Annotated in this window: 25 protein-coding genes; all 25 read right to left on the bottom strand. The window is 65.6% G+C overall.

From position 1 onward, the window contains the following. Window positions 1-3 precede the first annotated feature (3 nt). The 25 genes from H958_RS0108375 to H958_RS0108500 all read right to left on the bottom strand — a co-directional run bounded on the left by H958_RS0108375 (window position 4) and on the right by H958_RS0108500 (window position 14,424). Complete coding sequence (locus H958_RS0108375; RefSeq protein ID WP_028058337.1) at window positions 4-765, bottom strand: hypothetical protein; 762 nt, start codon at window positions 763-765, stop codon at window positions 4-6. 58 nt (window positions 766-823) lie between these two features. After that, window positions 824-1,219, bottom strand: coding sequence for a hypothetical protein (locus H958_RS0108380; RefSeq protein WP_028058338.1), 396 nt, complete (start codon window positions 1,217-1,219; stop codon window positions 824-826). A gap of 12 nt (window positions 1,220-1,231) precedes the next feature. Further along, a complete protein-coding gene (locus H958_RS0108385; RefSeq protein WP_028058339.1) occupies window positions 1,232-1,492 on the bottom strand; it encodes a hypothetical protein in 261 nt (86 codons plus the stop codon). An 89-nt stretch (window positions 1,493-1,581) separates the two neighbouring features. After that, a complete protein-coding gene (locus tag H958_RS0108390) occupies window positions 1,582-3,597 on the bottom strand; it encodes a hypothetical protein (protein WP_028058340.1) in 2,016 nt (671 codons plus the stop codon). A 193-nt stretch (window positions 3,598-3,790) separates the two neighbouring features. Beyond that, complete coding sequence (locus H958_RS0108395; protein WP_028058341.1) at window positions 3,791-4,216, bottom strand: hypothetical protein; 426 nt, start codon at window positions 4,214-4,216, stop codon at window positions 3,791-3,793. Between the two features lie 324 nt (window positions 4,217-4,540). Next, window positions 4,541-4,858: a hypothetical protein gene (locus tag H958_RS0108405; RefSeq protein WP_028058342.1), complete on the bottom strand. Its 318-nt coding sequence runs from the start codon at window positions 4,856-4,858 to the stop codon at window positions 4,541-4,543. 328 nt (window positions 4,859-5,186) lie between these two features. Next, window positions 5,187-5,423 carry a hypothetical protein gene (locus tag H958_RS0108415; protein WP_028058343.1) on the bottom strand — a complete coding sequence of 79 codons (237 nt, stop codon included), beginning with the start codon at window positions 5,421-5,423 and terminating at the stop codon, window positions 5,187-5,189. Next, window positions 5,423-5,824 (bottom strand): hypothetical protein, encoded by a 402-nt coding sequence (locus H958_RS0108420; RefSeq protein ID WP_028058344.1) that lies wholly within the window; start codon window positions 5,822-5,824, stop codon window positions 5,423-5,425. The genes H958_RS0108415 and H958_RS0108420 overlap by 1 nt, the downstream gene beginning before the upstream one ends. 127 nt (window positions 5,825-5,951) lie before the next feature. Then, entirely contained in the window at window positions 5,952-6,146 is a 195-nt protein-coding gene (locus H958_RS0108425) for a hypothetical protein (RefSeq protein WP_156027795.1), read from the bottom strand. Continuing rightward, window positions 6,146-6,550, bottom strand: a complete 405-nt coding sequence (locus tag H958_RS0108430; protein WP_028058346.1) for a hypothetical protein — start codon at window positions 6,548-6,550, stop codon at window positions 6,146-6,148. The genes H958_RS0108425 and H958_RS0108430 overlap by 1 nt, the downstream gene beginning before the upstream one ends. Beyond that, complete coding sequence (locus H958_RS35930; RefSeq protein WP_051323995.1) at window positions 6,550-7,650, bottom strand: ArdC family protein; 1,101 nt, start codon at window positions 7,648-7,650, stop codon at window positions 6,550-6,552. The genes H958_RS0108430 and H958_RS35930 overlap by 1 nt, the downstream gene beginning before the upstream one ends. Window positions 7,651-7,752: 102 nt before the next feature. Then, a complete protein-coding gene (locus H958_RS0108440; protein ID WP_028058347.1) occupies window positions 7,753-7,971 on the bottom strand; it encodes a hypothetical protein in 219 nt (72 codons plus the stop codon). Then, the gene (locus tag H958_RS0108445; protein ID WP_156027797.1) at window positions 7,971-8,141 is read right to left on the bottom strand and encodes a hypothetical protein; all 171 of its coding nucleotides are present in this window, start codon (window positions 8,139-8,141) and stop codon (window positions 7,971-7,973) included. Before H958_RS0108445 ends, H958_RS0108440 begins: the two co-directional genes overlap by 1 nt. After that, window positions 8,138-8,458: a hypothetical protein gene (locus H958_RS0108450; protein WP_028058349.1), complete on the bottom strand. Its 321-nt coding sequence runs from the start codon at window positions 8,456-8,458 to the stop codon at window positions 8,138-8,140. The genes H958_RS0108445 and H958_RS0108450 overlap by 4 nt, the downstream gene beginning before the upstream one ends. Window positions 8,459-8,509: 51 nt before the next feature. After that, window positions 8,510-8,725, bottom strand: coding sequence for a hypothetical protein (locus H958_RS0108455; protein WP_028058350.1), 216 nt, complete (start codon window positions 8,723-8,725; stop codon window positions 8,510-8,512). A gap of 4 nt (window positions 8,726-8,729) precedes the next feature. Next, a complete protein-coding gene (locus H958_RS0108460; RefSeq protein WP_028058351.1) occupies window positions 8,730-9,065 on the bottom strand; it encodes a hypothetical protein in 336 nt (111 codons plus the stop codon). Between the two features lie 90 nt (window positions 9,066-9,155). Continuing rightward, complete coding sequence (locus tag H958_RS0108465) at window positions 9,156-10,361, bottom strand: hypothetical protein (RefSeq protein ID WP_156027799.1); 1,206 nt, start codon at window positions 10,359-10,361, stop codon at window positions 9,156-9,158. An 85-nt stretch (window positions 10,362-10,446) separates the two neighbouring features. Then, window positions 10,447-10,920: an HNH endonuclease gene (locus tag H958_RS47440; protein ID WP_196807280.1), complete on the bottom strand. Its 474-nt coding sequence runs from the start codon at window positions 10,918-10,920 to the stop codon at window positions 10,447-10,449. Continuing rightward, a complete protein-coding gene (locus tag H958_RS0108470) occupies window positions 10,892-11,500 on the bottom strand; it encodes a metallophosphoesterase (RefSeq protein ID WP_028058353.1) in 609 nt (202 codons plus the stop codon). Before H958_RS0108470 ends, H958_RS47440 begins: the two co-directional genes overlap by 29 nt. A 347-nt stretch (window positions 11,501-11,847) precedes the next feature. After that, window positions 11,848-12,189 (bottom strand): DUF6283 family protein, encoded by a 342-nt coding sequence (locus tag H958_RS35935; protein ID WP_051323996.1) that lies wholly within the window; start codon window positions 12,187-12,189, stop codon window positions 11,848-11,850. Continuing rightward, window positions 12,190-12,462 carry a hypothetical protein gene (locus tag H958_RS0108480; RefSeq protein ID WP_028058354.1) on the bottom strand — a complete coding sequence of 91 codons (273 nt, stop codon included), beginning with the start codon at window positions 12,460-12,462 and terminating at the stop codon, window positions 12,190-12,192. Beyond that, window positions 12,463-12,747: a hypothetical protein gene (locus tag H958_RS0108485; protein WP_037409817.1), complete on the bottom strand. Its 285-nt coding sequence runs from the start codon at window positions 12,745-12,747 to the stop codon at window positions 12,463-12,465. Then, window positions 12,747-13,271 carry a hypothetical protein gene (locus tag H958_RS0108490; RefSeq protein ID WP_037409728.1) on the bottom strand — a complete coding sequence of 175 codons (525 nt, stop codon included), beginning with the start codon at window positions 13,269-13,271 and terminating at the stop codon, window positions 12,747-12,749. The genes H958_RS0108485 and H958_RS0108490 overlap by 1 nt, the downstream gene beginning before the upstream one ends. Further along, window positions 13,268-13,570, bottom strand: coding sequence for a hypothetical protein (locus H958_RS0108495; protein ID WP_028058357.1), 303 nt, complete (start codon window positions 13,568-13,570; stop codon window positions 13,268-13,270). Before H958_RS0108495 ends, H958_RS0108490 begins: the two co-directional genes overlap by 4 nt. A gap of 38 nt (window positions 13,571-13,608) precedes the next feature. Then, window positions 13,609-14,424 (bottom strand): hypothetical protein, encoded by an 816-nt coding sequence (locus H958_RS0108500; protein WP_156027801.1) that lies wholly within the window; start codon window positions 14,422-14,424, stop codon window positions 13,609-13,611. Window positions 14,425-14,427 lie beyond the last annotated feature (3 nt).

The raw sequence follows: 14,427 nt of genomic DNA on the forward strand, positions 1-14,427 counted from the left end.
GCGTCACTCCCCCTTCAGGAGGGCGGCCACGCGGCGCCCCAGGTCGGTCATGCGGTACGTCTTCGGGCCGTAGGGGACGCCGCTCATCGAGATCAGGCCCTTCTCGGCCAGCTTGCTCGCGGGGGCCACCATGTCGGTGGAGTACGGGCCGGTCCAGGTGCGGTCGAGGCCGGGGCGGACGCTCTGATTGGGGGCGAGGTGCTTGTCGAGCGCCAGCAGCGTCTCGCGCTGACGCCGGGGCAGCTTGGCGGCGATGCGCGCCTCCTCGGAGGTCTGCGGGATCGCGGGGGCGACCGGCTGAGCCTTCTGCGCCATGACCGCCTCCATGACGCGCTGGTCGCGGCGCAGGCGCTTCATCTGGCCCGTGACGTAGTTGAACCAGCCCTGGGTGATGGCGTTGCCCTGCGCGTCGCGGATCCATCCGCCGTGGTCGCCCTTGTGACCGTGACGCGTGGCGTAGTCACGAACCGCCTGGAGCGGCTGGCCGCCGTTGGTGAGGAAGTCGTTGCCGCGCAGCGTGACCGCGTTGACCTCCACCTGCTTGGCCTCGTTCCAGTCCGGGTCGCGCTCCGAACGGACGGCGAAGAACTTGACGAACTTGCCCTCGATCTCGTACGCCTGCCCGTCGTGGAAGCGCGGGTCATCCAGGCGGTTGAAGCGGTCGTGGGCGGGACCATAGTCGAGCCATTCCGACACGCGGTACATCGTGTTGTCGGTGGTGACGGCGAAGGCGGCGTGCTGCTCGATGGTGATGGTGCGCGGCATGGGAAGAAAGATACAGGGTAGAGAGGGGGTACGTCAAGCGTAAGGGTTACGCCAAGGGTTACGAGCCCTGCGGGCCGTACATGCGCGCGGCCAGTGCCCTCTCCTCCTCGCGCATCTCCTGCTCCAGCTTCGACTCCGTGACGACCTCGTAGGGCACGCCCTCGCTGATCGTGATGTTGCCCAGGCGGTGACGCGACTCGTGCTGGCGCTCGTCGGCCTCGGAGCCGTCCGCCCGCAGGAAGATGGTCACGCGCTCCGAGATCACGTAGTCGCTCTTGCGGCCGTCCTTCACCTGGACCGCGCGCGGGTTGTAGTCCACGTCCAGGCCGTACAGCGTGCCGAGGTCGTCGCCGGGGAACGATGTGATCCTGACGTTGACGGGCTGGTTCGTGACCTGTGCGGCCAGGACGGGGACCTGGGCCAGCACGACCAGCGGGATGGGGCGGTAGTACATGGTTCAGGTCTCCTAGATGGATTCGACGGCGACGACGATCTCGCCCGAGCGGGCGACGTTGCTGCGGCTCCAGCGCTTGACCGCGAACGGCGGCGCCTGGCCGGGCTCCCAACGCCAGGTGGTGCGCTTGACGAAGGCGTAGGGGTAGCGGTGGGCGCTGCGGCGGACACCGCCGGGGATATCGCGGCCGTCAACCGTGACCGTGTGCACCACGTTGGCACCGGCCTGGCGGGCGGTACCGATGAACTCGAACGTGTGCGGCTGCGCGGTCATGAGGCTCCAATCGTAGGGAACAGGCGCTTGAGGGACAAGCCTACATGGTAGAAGTAATCATTGTCAACCCTACCTGATGAAGAGGTAGGCTAGAAGAGTCGCGCCTGAGCGTCCGGCGAAGGCACATCCGCCAGCGCGAGCCGATCGGCAGGCTGGACGATCGCGTACGGCTTGCCCTGATAGTGCACGAGGGCGCGGTTACCCGGCACATCCACGGCCTGCACCTCACCCTTGATTCCGAGCATCGTGTGCTCGACGGTCTGGCCAGGGGAGAACGGCCAGCCCACCGGTACCCGAGCGGAGGCATAGAACGTGCGCGCTGCTGAGAGACTCGGGGGGCGCAAGCCCGGGGGTAGCTGCCGGTAGAGCGCCTGGGCGCGGGCGATGTCACCTTCCTCTACCGCCTTGCCGATCTCCCACCAGATGTTCTCCCTCGGTGTTCGACCTCGGGGGGCGAAGGGGTCGAGTGTCTCAGGGTCGGGAGTAGTGCGGACCGGGCCGAAGCCAGCCGGGGCGCCTTCGGGCATGTCGCCCATATCGATCGAGGCCGACGTGTAGGCACCCGGCTCAGGGTCAGGAGTGGGCACAGGGTCATCGACGGCGTACGAGGGAGATGCGTTCGAGGGGTCGCCTCCGTGTGACTTCAGCCAGTAGTAGAGGTCGAGCGCATGCGGCGCATCGCCATCCGGGGGCTCGATGGGGCGCGTGCCGGTATTGCCCTGAAGCCTTCGGATCTCTCGGTGCGGCCACGAGCAGTTCGGGCACTCATGGATCGGGTACTTGGTCCTCGGCAGCGGCACGTCAGTGCCCTCGTACATCGGCCGTCCGGCATCATCGGGAAGCTGAACGGACTCATTGCCCTTCCACATGAGTCCCGTCCCGCATGCCGGGCACGTGCGCTGATAGTTGATTGCAGCGGTGTTCGGACGCGGTGTGTCCGGCGGGTCACGGAACGGGTGAGTGCCGCCTAGCTGGTCAACGTCCTCGTAGGCGCGATCGATCGCGTGGCCGAGGTTGATCGGTCGGTAGGTGATCGGCCCGTATGGATCACGAGGGTGCGAGTAGCCCTGGAAGGCGGCGACCTGTTCGCCCCACTCGTTGCGCCCGTTGACAAACTTCTCCCCTCCGGGAAGAGCGCTACGGAAGTGCACCCCGTAGTCAGGATGGGATGTCGTCGCCTCCTCGCCCGGGAGTAGATGCAGGTAGCGGCGAGTGTCACTGTGCTTGTACTCGCGCAAGCCGCCAGGTCCGTAGCCCATCCACATCCAGTCACGCAGGTACGGCTCGGGAATGATGCTCTTCAGCGGCTCCCAGTCAGGCTCGTTCATGCCGCGCGAGCGCATCAACTCGGCCATCTGCTCCTGGATCGGGCCAAGCTCGCCCATTAGCTCTTCCTGCTTGCGCTTGCGTTCCTGCTCCTCCCAGGCCGCATTGTCCCGCGCGTCCTGCGCGTCAGCCGGATCGTACTCGTCATCTTCCCAGCCACCGAAGTGGCGACGACCCATCTCAGTCGACGGAGGTACCTCGTAGCCCTCGCCGTACTGCTGCGGGCGGCCTTGGTCGCTGAGCCAGTAGGTCTCGTCCTCAGGACCCTCGCCCGCCGTCTTCGGCTCGGCGGGCATCTGTACGTCCTCATCGTGCCAGTGCGCCTGGCAGTCTTCGGTACCGCACTCGGGGCAGGTGACCGCCGAGTTGCGCAACCACGAAATGTCAGTGGGTAGTTCCTGCCCTGGCTCCCAGCGGCTCGCCTGACGTGGGTTCCAGTCGTAGTGACCGCAGTACTCACACGGCTCACCGATCTGCTTCGTATGCTTGCACTGAGTGCACATCTCCACCGGGTTGCCGTGCTCGTCCTCGGGGATGTCCTGCCACTCAGGGTTTTCTGGGTGCTCGGTCACCTTGTTGCAGTTCAGGCAATACGCCTGGTCGGCGGGCCGCTCCATGTGGCACTCGGGGCACTTGTCCCACCAGACCGGCTCCTCTTCAGGCATGCCGTTATCCATGCCGGGGTTGGAGTCGTTCCACTCGGCGCCCTGGCGGGTCCACTTGGGCGCTGCGTCGGGGTGAGCCTGGTTGAGCAGGCGGTAGAACTCGGTCATCGTCATGTTGCCGAGGAGGTGCGCATTTACGTGGCCGCCGGGGGAGAGTGTGAAGTGCGCATAGGCTTGGCGAGGGCAGGATGCTTCGGAGGCATGTGCGCCCGGCTCGTGTGCCGTGTTCCACGACACCACGTCGCCATACTGATTGATGTACCCGACTCCGTGGCTCCCGCGTGTCCACTGAGCCTTCGGGTGAGGCTTACTGTGGGTCGTCCACATGCTTCGCCTGCTGCTCCGCGCGCATCGCCTGCTGCTCCAATGAGGCGACGCGCTCACGTAGGTATCGGACCTCATCCTCAAGGCGAGTGTTCACTGAAACGAGTTCGGCAAGCTCGCGCCGGGCCTCCCCAAGTTCAAAGCGTAGCTTGCGGGCCTCCTCCTGGGCCTCATGGAGGTCACCACGGAGGTTCTGAATCGCTGCCTCGAACACCTCGACGGCGTTGCGTGTTGCATCGGTGATCGTCCGCTCCCGCTCGGCCTCGATCTTCGCGCGCTCGGCTTCGAGCTTGCGCTTCTCAGGACGGATCTTGAGAAGACCGAAGAGGGAGAATCCTACCCCGCCACCACAGATGGTGGTGATGAGCGGAACGAGGGTGGTTACGAGTTCTGATGCGAAGACATGCATGGGTGGCCTAAGGAGAGAAATGAAAAGGTCATCCGTTATCGCCTAGATGTTGTCGCGAAGCCAGGGGCAGTCCTTGCGGTCATCCCACATGAGCCATGTCCCTACGGCCACGAGCGCGATGCCGACCAGACCATGGTGGATCCGCTTACCGCAAACCCACACTCTCTGGCGCTGTCTGTCATACCTCCACACCATTCGTCTCTTTCATGTGCGCAAGGAAGCGATCTACAGCACGTAACCAGTCGTTCACGGCTTGCTGGAGGTCATAGTCATTCGGCGCTCGTATCCCGGCCTTCAGGCACAGCGAGCAGGCAGGGCCGCACATCAGAGACCGGGTGAGAGATCGATGTCAGGCAGGCTCTGTATCACGAGGAGGTGAATTTCGGCCTCCCCTGCGTCGCGGTACGCGTGCGCGTCCGGCGGCCAGAGCCAGTACACCCCGCAGGTGTAGTCAGGGAACCGGAGCAGGTAGGGATAACGGACGTACTTGCCGCTGAGGGGCGGCGTGGCAAGCCGGTCAGATGCCCGCGCCGCCCACTGGGAGAGGCGTTCGAGCAGCCACGAGCCAACGTGAGCCAGGAAGTCGCGCAGGGTCGTACTCGACGCGGGGGAGGAGAGCCGGGTCGGCTTCGTTGAGGGCATCGGTCGCTTCCTGCCTCGTGGCGTGGACGGTGAGGGTTGTTCGGGTGTAGGCGGTCATTGACTCTCCGTAGTCCGATCTACGGGTGATAATCGCCCAGTCGGGTCCGAACCTCAGGGAACGACAAAAGGGCCGCTCCGAGGAGCGGCCCTTGAGTGACTGCGCGGTGCTGCTTAGCGCGGCGTCAAGAGAAGATGCGCGACGCGACCACCGTGCGCTCCTGACCGGCGTCCGGGGCGGGGGAGATCGGCCGGATGACCACTCGCCCCCATAGTGCACGGCGCAGCACCTCGCAGGGCCACACCGTGCCGTCGTCATACGTGCACCACATCACGGGTTGAGCACCCGGTCCACGATGTCGCGGGCCGACGTGCTCCCGCTCACGAGCGGCACGACGATGCACTCCAGAGCGGTACCGGCGCGCTCGGACGCCTTGCGGATGGTGTCGGCCTTCGTGTCCACGTCTCCCTCGGCGGACTGGTAGGCGCCGACGATGATGCCCTCGCCCATGTTCCCGTCGCCGTCCCAGACGAAGATGCCCCAGCGGACTTTGGTCGTGCGAGGCATCAGCCGATCACCTGCGCGATCTCGCGGAGCTTGCGGGCCATGTCGCTTTGGTCGAGCCCCGGCGAGTTGGCCGCCACCGTGAGCAGGAGGTCCACGAGGTCGCTTCCGGCGTACATGCCGTCCGGGCCGTGGGACTTCTTGACGGTGGCCAGCAGCGACTTCTCGTCACCCGAGCGCCTGACGATGATGACCGTCTCGTCGGCGTTCGCGGTGACGGTGAAGCTGCGGCCCGGGGTGGCCGTCCCGTCCGGGTGGCACGTGCGGAGGGTGTCGTGCGTCGCCGCATGCTCGACGTAGACCAACTGCTTCTGGCTGGCCGCCTGCGCCGTGCCGGACTTTGTGATGTCCTCCAGCGTGGTGACGGCGCCGTTGCGGCCGTTGAGGTAGTAGGGGAATGCCATGGGCACACCCTCAGCGGTGCGGAGAATCCAGTTGGCGGTGCTGGGCATGTCGTAGGGCTCCAGTCGTGAGAAGCAGCTTGCAGGAAGAAAGATACAGGGTAGGATGAGTGCCTGTCAAGCGTAACCGTTAGACGTGCTGCTCCCGCAAGAGCTTGTCCCGCAAGCCCTCCAGGTACTCGATCTTCTGCTGCTTCTCTTCGGTGAACTGCTGCAACGTCGGGCCGGGCCTCGCGGCGGCGAGCTTGCGCTGCTCGCGGCCGAGGTCACGGCCCACGAGGACCCGGAGATACGCGAGGTCTTCGTCGGTCAGGAAGTCGTCCATCATGGGGTCTCCTTGACGGCGGTGAGGAAGGCGCGGGCGTTGCTGAGCCGGTAGAACGTGACAGGGACGGGGGAGCCCTTCATCAGCCAGTCTGAGGCGCCTGTGCGGCCGTCACCGGACTGCGGGACCATGGGGTAGCCCTTGAACCACCACCAGCCGTCCTTACGGCGCATCTTCGCGGGGGCCGAGTAGTCCAGGGTGTCCAACCAGTCGAGCAGTAGCTCGCCGTACTTCGGTCCCTCCACGTGGGCGACCGGGGCATCCGCGCCCCGGCCACTGCGCACGAACTCCAGCCGGAACCTGCCGTTGCCCACCGAATAGCAGAGCAGGGGGCGGCCCTTGAACTCGCCACGGTACCCGCTCTCGTGACGCTTGAGGTACTTCAGGGGGAAGGTGTCGTCCATCACGCAGCCTCTCCGTTGATCGGCTCCTGGGTGTTCTGCTGCACGCCGAGAATGTAGTCGGCGGCCTTCTGCGCGCGGGCGGCGGCCATGACCAGCCACTTGCGGTCCTTGGCCGTCTCGTCCTTGATGGCCTTCGCCCAGCCGCTGAGGTAGGCCGCGCTCTGGTCCAGGTCGCCGTCAATGTTGGCCATGCCGCAGAGGAACGCCGAGCCCATCTCGGCCACAAGCTCCTCCTGCGCATAGGGCTGCCCGCTGCCGAAGCCCGTCCACTGCTTGACGCGGTGCAGGCGGCTCTCGTGGCCGGTCGAGTGCACAAGCTCGTGGAACAGCGTCGCGTAGTACGACTCCTCGGTGCGGAAGTCGCCGCGCTCGGGCATCTGCACGTGGTCGAGGAAGGGCGCGTAGTGGGCGCTGTTGCCGCCGTGACGGAGGCTGGGGGCGTTGGGCATTTCGGTGACGATGGACTCGGCGGCTTCGATCGGAGTGAACTCGACCTCGGGCTCGGCCTCCGGCTCCTCCACGATGCTGGCGAGGTCCAGGTTGTCGCACTGCTCGACGTTGAAGACCTTGAAGTAGGTGAGCAGCAGCCGCTGGACCTGCTTGGGCTTGCCGGTCTTCGGGTCCAGGATGACCTCGCCCGTCTTCGGGTCCTTGGCGTCGGCCCTGAACGGCTTCCAGAGGGTCACGAGGGTGGACTCCTCGCCCTTGATGACGCCGCCCCGGTAGCCCGCCTTGACGGCCTCCATGTATGCCGTCTCGCCCGCCTCATCGTCCGCGTGCCCGTTGGCCTTCAGCCACACGGCCTTGGCGCGCTTGGCGGCCTGGTTGAACGTCAGCCAGCGCGGATCGTTGTAACCCATCGAGGCGGCGGCGACGTTGAGGAGGAAGACGTTGATGCCCCGGTAGGCACGGCCGGTGATCGCGTTGCGCATCTGCTCGATCGGCTGGCCGGGCTTGCTGCTCCAGGGCTTGCGCCAGGGCTTGATGCCCGCGTCGAGCGCCTTGTTCATGGCCTCGTTGACGGCGACGTAGACGTCAAAGCGCTCGGCACTGGAGCGGCGCTTGCGGGGGGACTTGCGGGAGGTCTTCTTCGCGGCCATGTCGTGACTCCAATCGTGGGGAGTAAAGGGGCGCTGCTTGCAGAGAGGATACTACAGGCTAGGAAAGGGTTACGTCAAGCGTACCCGTTACTGCCCCCGAGGCTATGCCGTGGCGCGGGCGACGAGATCGGCGCAGGCGGGGTGCACGAGCATGTCGCCCATCTCGATGTGCTCCACGTCGATGACCATGACCTCGCGCTGCTTGGCCACCTCGTCGGCGTACTGCACGGCCTCCACGAGCGTGTCGAAACTCGCGTGCGGCCGGAACTGGTCGCCGGGGACAAAGCGGTGATACACGATGTTGCGGGCGTAGCGCTCCATCACGAAATCCTTTCGATCTTCCTGTACCCGGCCGAGACGTAACGGCCGGGAGGGGTGGACTCGCCCACCGCCAGCGTCAGGACCGGCGCGAACGCCTTGCTCTTCTCGAAGTGGGTTTCGTCCACCTCGCGCGGGGGCCGGTTGGCCGTGTAGGTGATCTTGAACGTCATCGAGGACTCCATCGCGTGCCGACCCACTCGCCCGGTTGCGCGACGTTGCGCAGGTGCGTGTCGATGTGGGAGTGAGAGAGGTTGCGGGGCGACGGGTAGACGACCGTCTCGCCCTGCGAGGTCGTGTGGGCCACCGCGCGCCAGTCGGTCTTGCCGTTGCGGTTGGTCGTGAGGCGCAGGGTCCAGGTCGTCGCGCGGTCGTTCTTGTTGCGGACCACGAGGGCGAACGGCTCGCCCGTCTCCTTGTCGATGCCCGAGCCTCCCTTGAACCATGTCTCGGGCTCAAGGGAGGTGGTGAACGGGTGACTAACAGGCATGGATAGGAGCTTAGCAGGGGTTACGAGGGTAGGTCAACCGTACTGCGAGGCTCAGTCCTCCTGCTCGCCGTTGCGTTTCTCGTCTCTCTTCTGCATGAGGTCGATGACCCGGACGCTGAGCACGTCGAGCAGGTGGTCGTCCCCGTCCATCTCGGCGTCGAGCCTACTCGACTTCAGTTCGGAGTGGTACCGCCCGCACGAACAGACTGCGACGTAGTAGCCCCTGCCTGCCGGTTCGACGGTGATTGTGTGCTCAGCGTCGGCCATGGGGCTACCGGATCCGCTTGCCCTTGCGGTCGAGGTCGCCCACGGCCTGGCCGATGCGCTTGACGCCCGCGTCGGTCAGCGCCCACAGGACGGCGGGGCGGCCGGGCCTGCCGGTCTGCTCGACGCCGACGCGGCGCACGAGCGCGGACCCCACGTCGGGGTTCTCCAGGTTGAGCATGTAGGCGGGGGTTGTGCCCGCGTCCTTCGCCGTCAGCGGGACGCGCTTGCCGTTCTCGCCCACCGAGCGGTACAGGGCGAGGAGAACCTGGTTGCGGTTCGGCGCGACGTAGGTGCGCTGACGGACACGCGACTTCGTGGTCGCGACGGGAACGGTGGACATCGTGAGACCCTCCCAGGGCTTCGATTGCGTGGATAGGACCCTATCAACGTCTCGTCGCGTATGTCAACCGTTGAGCGTTACACGGGTTATCTATCTCCGCTTGATGAAGGGGCCGGGTGCCTTGACCCATCCCGCCACCGTTAGGTCCGAGGCGGGGATGAAGGCACGGACGTGGTAGGGCTCCATCGGCCCGTTGTTGCGGCACGGTCCCGCGAAGATCACCTCTACGACCTTGCCGAGCACGGGTAGCTCGTCCTCTCCCATGACGGTGCCGATCTCGTTCTGGGGAATCTCCATGTACTGCCCGGCGCCGTGCTCTTCGGACTTGCCTTCGAGGATGCCCATGTGGGGCTTGTCGAGCCGCACCTGCATGTCCGGCGTGAACTCGGCTGCGGCGACGTGGGAGAACGTACCCCCTGCGTTCTGCACGGGGTTGAAGGGATCGGGGACCTTGGCGCCGGGGACGGAGACGGCGTTGGGCTGCGAGATGCCACCGCCGGGGGTCGTGCCCGGGATCGGTAGCTGCAACTGGTCGACGCCGAAGCCGGGCAGCATCGGCTGCGGCGGGATCACGCCGGAGCCCGGGGGAGCCATCCCAGCCGGAGCCGGAGCCGGGGCGGGCGCAGGGGACGGCGCAGGGGTCTGCTGAGGGCTCGGGAGGGGTGGAGGGGCGTAACCGGCGGCGTCGAGGTCTAGCTGCCCCGCAGGCGGCCCGGGAGGGGCTCCAGGGGGCGCGCTCGGAGCGGGTCCCATCTGGCCCTTGGGCAGCGGCCCGTGCTCACTCGGGTCGTAGTCTTCATCGACCGGCGTGCGGCGCGCCTGCCAGAACGTGGCCAGCACGTGCGAGCAGACGCGTCCCTCGTACTTCTTCCACTTGCGCGTGCGCTGCCAGGCGTACTGGTCCCAGGGGCATTCGCACTGCCAGCCGGTGATCGTCCACGAGTTGGGGTCGTCGCGGGAGAACTCGCAGTTGTACTCGCCGTGGTCTCCGATGACGTGACCCACCACCATGTTGCGGTGGTTGCGCAGAACCTGTACCTGCCCGGAGTCGATCAGGCGCTTGGCCTTCGCCATGATGTCGTCCCAGTGGGACTGCTTGGTCACCGAGCCGGTGATCTCGAACTGCGCGGCCTCGTAGCCGCACTCGGCTAGGGAGACACGGGTGACGTAGAGGGCGACGGCGCGATCGTCGGCCGTGCCTCCAAGTACCTTGATGAGGGCGACGCCGGGATCCGTCTCCTCCCAGGAGACATCGACTGCGCCGAGACGGAACACCTTGGAGGGGAGAGCGGGCATGCTACCCGTTATCGGCCAGATACTGGCGCGCGTCATGTAGCTACACGTACTGGCGCCTACCCTTCTTCGTCATCGCTTGCCTGCCCTATACATCATCGAAGATGATGTTGCACGAACCGCACTCCGCACATCGTCCAGCCTGACCGGTCCCATGCTGCCCTGTCCGTAGCTGCAAGTTCTCGATGCGGTTATCGGTCTTGTCGCCGTTCTTGTGATGGACCGTCTCATACGATTCGAGCGGCCGACGAAGGTGATTCGCCATCACGTACCGATGCTCTGCGACGTAGCGTGAGGAGGGACGCTTCATCGCTTCGAGGAACGGCCACTCGTCGGAGGGCATCACCTGAACGTAGCCCGAGTCGGCTAGGTGCCGCCCCCAAATCTCGGGAGGATCGCCTGCCGCGACGGCGCGCTGCACCGTCTGGAAGTGCACTCCATACCGACGCCCGAGGGCTGTCCATGACGTACCCTCGGCTCTCAGGCGTTTCGCCTCTCTCCTCTGTTCAGCCGTGAGCTTCTGCTTCCGCCACTTACGCTCGGCTACCTGTTCCTCTATCACGAGTATTACTCTGCCTGTACGAGCGCGAGTTGTAGTAGCGCTTCGAGCCGCCGTTGCGCTTGGCGATGAACGAGTTCAGCAGGCGAGTGACGCGGTGGGGACGGTAGTCCAGTACCTCGACCGAGACGTTGATGTTACGCGCTCTAGACCTCTCGCCACGTGCGTACGGGTGGTTGTGGATGTGGCCGTGCACGTGAATCTCCTTGTGGTCATGCACGAACAGCGGGTAGTGCGAGAAGGAGACGGTATAGCCCCGGTAGGGCATCGAGAACGGCTTCAGGACGGTGAAGCCGAGTGCCTCGTAGTCCCACTTCTTCTTGTCATGGTTACCGAGGATGATGAACTTCTTGCCAGGCAGATTCGGCGTCAGTTCTTCCTTGAACCGGTCGTATCCTTCCTGCCCGCCGAAGAACAGGTCTCCGAGGTGAAGGATCGTGTCTGAGTCATCGATGGTGCGTTGCCAGCGCTTGACCATCATGACCTCGTGGTCATAGGGGCGACCGCAGAACTCAAGGATACGCTCATGGTAGAAGTGCGTATCGGAGAGTACGTAGAACGGCGCCTTCAGTGGGGGAGCCATCGCCCGTTACGCACGGGCGGCCTGACCTTTGCTAGCGTCCTCTCGGACAACCCGAAGGGAGGCTGATGGTTCAGCAGGCAACGAAACCAGACCCGGGCTCGGACGACGCGCTCAAGCGCGGTTGTACTTGTCCGCGCCCTGACTCAAGCAAGCCAGGGACGAACGTCTTCGCCGTGAAGCGCGATTGCGAGGTTCACGGCTGGGCGCGGACGTCCAGCTAGGCGGCTGCTAGGGTTCTAGCCGCCGAGAGGCGAACTGCTCAGGCCCTGGCCCGGGGAACCGCACACAATACAAGCGGTGGTCTTCAGTGATCCCGGGCCGGGGCAGGGGCGGCTTGCCATAGCGCGTCACTCCTCGTGCAGCGCCCAAGTGGCGCGCAGGTTCGCCATCATCTCGTCGTAGGTCTCGTAGAGGTCCCACTCCTCGGGGAAGGGACCCCACACCTGCTCCGGCGCGATGCGCCCATGCATGAGCAGGAGACGGACGCGGATGTTGTCCCCGCCATATCTGACCATCCACCCCTGGCACGCAAGCTCGGTGCCGTCCTTGGACCAGTGGCACGCGAAGACGTTGCCCATCTGGTCGGTGCAGGTGGGCTCAAGCTCCTCGGCAAGCTCCATCTTGAAGCCGGGGATCCTGCGCGCGTCGGCGCCCCTGCGCCAGGGGCAGGTGGGGCAGGGCGGCTTCACCTACTGCCCCCCAAGGCGGGCGAACTCGGCCCGTTCGTCGGCGTCCTGGTGCGGATAGCCGCGCTCGACGCTCGTCCACTCGTCGCCGTAGCGGTACATCGTGACCGGCTCGCCTACGGCCCCCCGCCAGTCGGCGGCCGTGACGAGGACGCATTCGACCTCCTCCAGGTCGCGCTTGCACGTCGGGCAGTACCAGTCGGCGAATCTGGCGTCGTTGTCGCTGACGAGCCCGTGGTCGGGGCATTGGTATGCCGACTGCGTGATAACGGGCATTCAGTAGTCCCTCGGAGTCAGGATGGTGGTGACAGAGCGGTCGGCCTCGGTGATGACGTAGAGCTTGGTGGCGAAGTCGGTGCCGTAGACGCTCATGAGGCGGCCGTCGTGCTTCAGGGCGTTCTCGTTCGTGCCTCGGTCCTGCTCGTCCACGTCGCCCCAATCGCCGGAGACGTGCCGGTCGAGGAGCCCACTGGCGTAGCGCTGGACGTTGCCGTCCGGGTCCAGGCGCTCCATGATCTCCTGAGCGCCCGGCGTCATGACGGTCTGACCGAGGGGGAACATCACGGGCACAGCGTACAGTCGGGATGGTCGTAGCCGTCGTTGTGCTTGCCCTGCTCGTGGGCCTCGCGTTCCTCCTGCTCGTGCTGCTCGAACAGGGCGGCCTCGGCCTCGGCCTGCTCGCGCTCGACGCGCTCCATGTCGGCCCACTTGTCCTGCGCCATCTTGAGCAGGACGGGGAAATCAGCGAGCAGATAAGGACGGGGCTCCATGCTCCACGTCAGGGGCATGTCCCCGCCGAACATCTTCACCATGACGCTGCATAGCGTCCAGAGGCCGAGCACCACGTCGTGGTTGCCGCCCTCGCCCTGCTGGTACTCGAAGGCGATGTGCACGTCGAACAGACCTGTGCCGGTCAGGGAGAAGGCGACGGAGGTGAAACCGTCCGCAAGGCCGACGCTGCGGTCACCGGGGTCGTACTCGAACTCGATGTCCAGGTCGGCCACGCCGGAGATCGTGCGCATGAGGCCCGCGTCGGAGAAGTTCTGCGGGTCGTACCACTCGGGGAGGGTGAGAGCGTCGGTCATGCCGACTCGCTCCACTCGCCGTCGCGAAGGTAGGACTCAATGTAGGGCGTCATGGCCTCGCTGTCCGCGAGCGTGACGTTGATCCTGTCAACGCACTCGTGCTCGGGGTCGAAGCGGGCTCCGGTGGCCTTGCTCGTGCCGCCCCTGTACGCCTGGAGAACGCCGCCGCCGGTCGCGGTGGGGAAGTAGAGGAAGCGGTATCTCCCGGCCTCCACGTTGCGGTCCGTGTTGTGGAATTGCTCGGTCCGGGTGACGGTCACGTCACGCTGGAACCAACCCTCGGGAAGTGTCGTCGGCATGGAGAGGAGTGTAGCCTACTCCCCCCGGGGAGTCAACGCTACCTATCTGTATCCACGTGCTGGAAGGGAGACGTGGTAGGCACAAGGGTCATCTCGAAACTCTGGCCGACTGTCCACCGGTTGCCTACGTCACCCGAGTATTCCCGCCTGCCCCTGCGGTCCTGTCCACGGATAGATACAGGGTTGACCTGCTTGGCCTGGTAGCGCTCGTGGGTCGCCACGATGTTGCCGCTGCGGTCTAGCTCGACGTTGACGATCATGTCGTTGTCGTTCATGTCCGGCCACCAGGGAGCCTGCGCGGTAGCCGTCTGAACCTTGATGAGGGCACCGGTCGGCGCGAGCTTGAAGAAGTCCTCGGCTGCGTCGGGCTCGATGAAGTACGTCAGGTAGCCGCGATCAAAGCCACGATAGAGGGGAGCCGGTACGTGCGCGCTGGACGGCTTGACGGCCGCCTTGACGATCGTCCCGTCCGGCGCGATCCACTCGCCTGGAGCCGTCTGAACCGAGCAGAAGCCGGTACCCCAGGAGAGTGGGTCGACGGCGCGTGTCTGGCCGTAGGCGTCGGCCATGTTGGGGGAGCGCTGCGCGAGACCGCTCTCTACGTCCTCGGCGGTGTACATGCGCTTCACCAGGATCGGCTGACCGAAGCGGCGGAATGTGTCGTAGACGGAGCGACGGAGCCGCTTGATGTCGCGGGGGACATTCTCATTCCCTAGGTACTTTGCGGAAGGCTCCGGCCTGATCCCACGCACCCTCGGCGTGAGCGGCGGGAGGGTGACGGGAGCTTCCGAAGTCCCACCGGGGTACAGCGTGCTTGCCGGAAAGAGTCCGGTAGACGGATAGAGCATCGGCAAGCC

Origin of the sequence: Candidatus Solirubrobacter pratensis (genome assembly GCF_000425945.1) — a bacterium.
Classification (GTDB): domain Bacteria; phylum Actinomycetota; class Thermoleophilia; order Solirubrobacterales; family Solirubrobacteraceae; genus Solirubrobacter; species Solirubrobacter pratensis.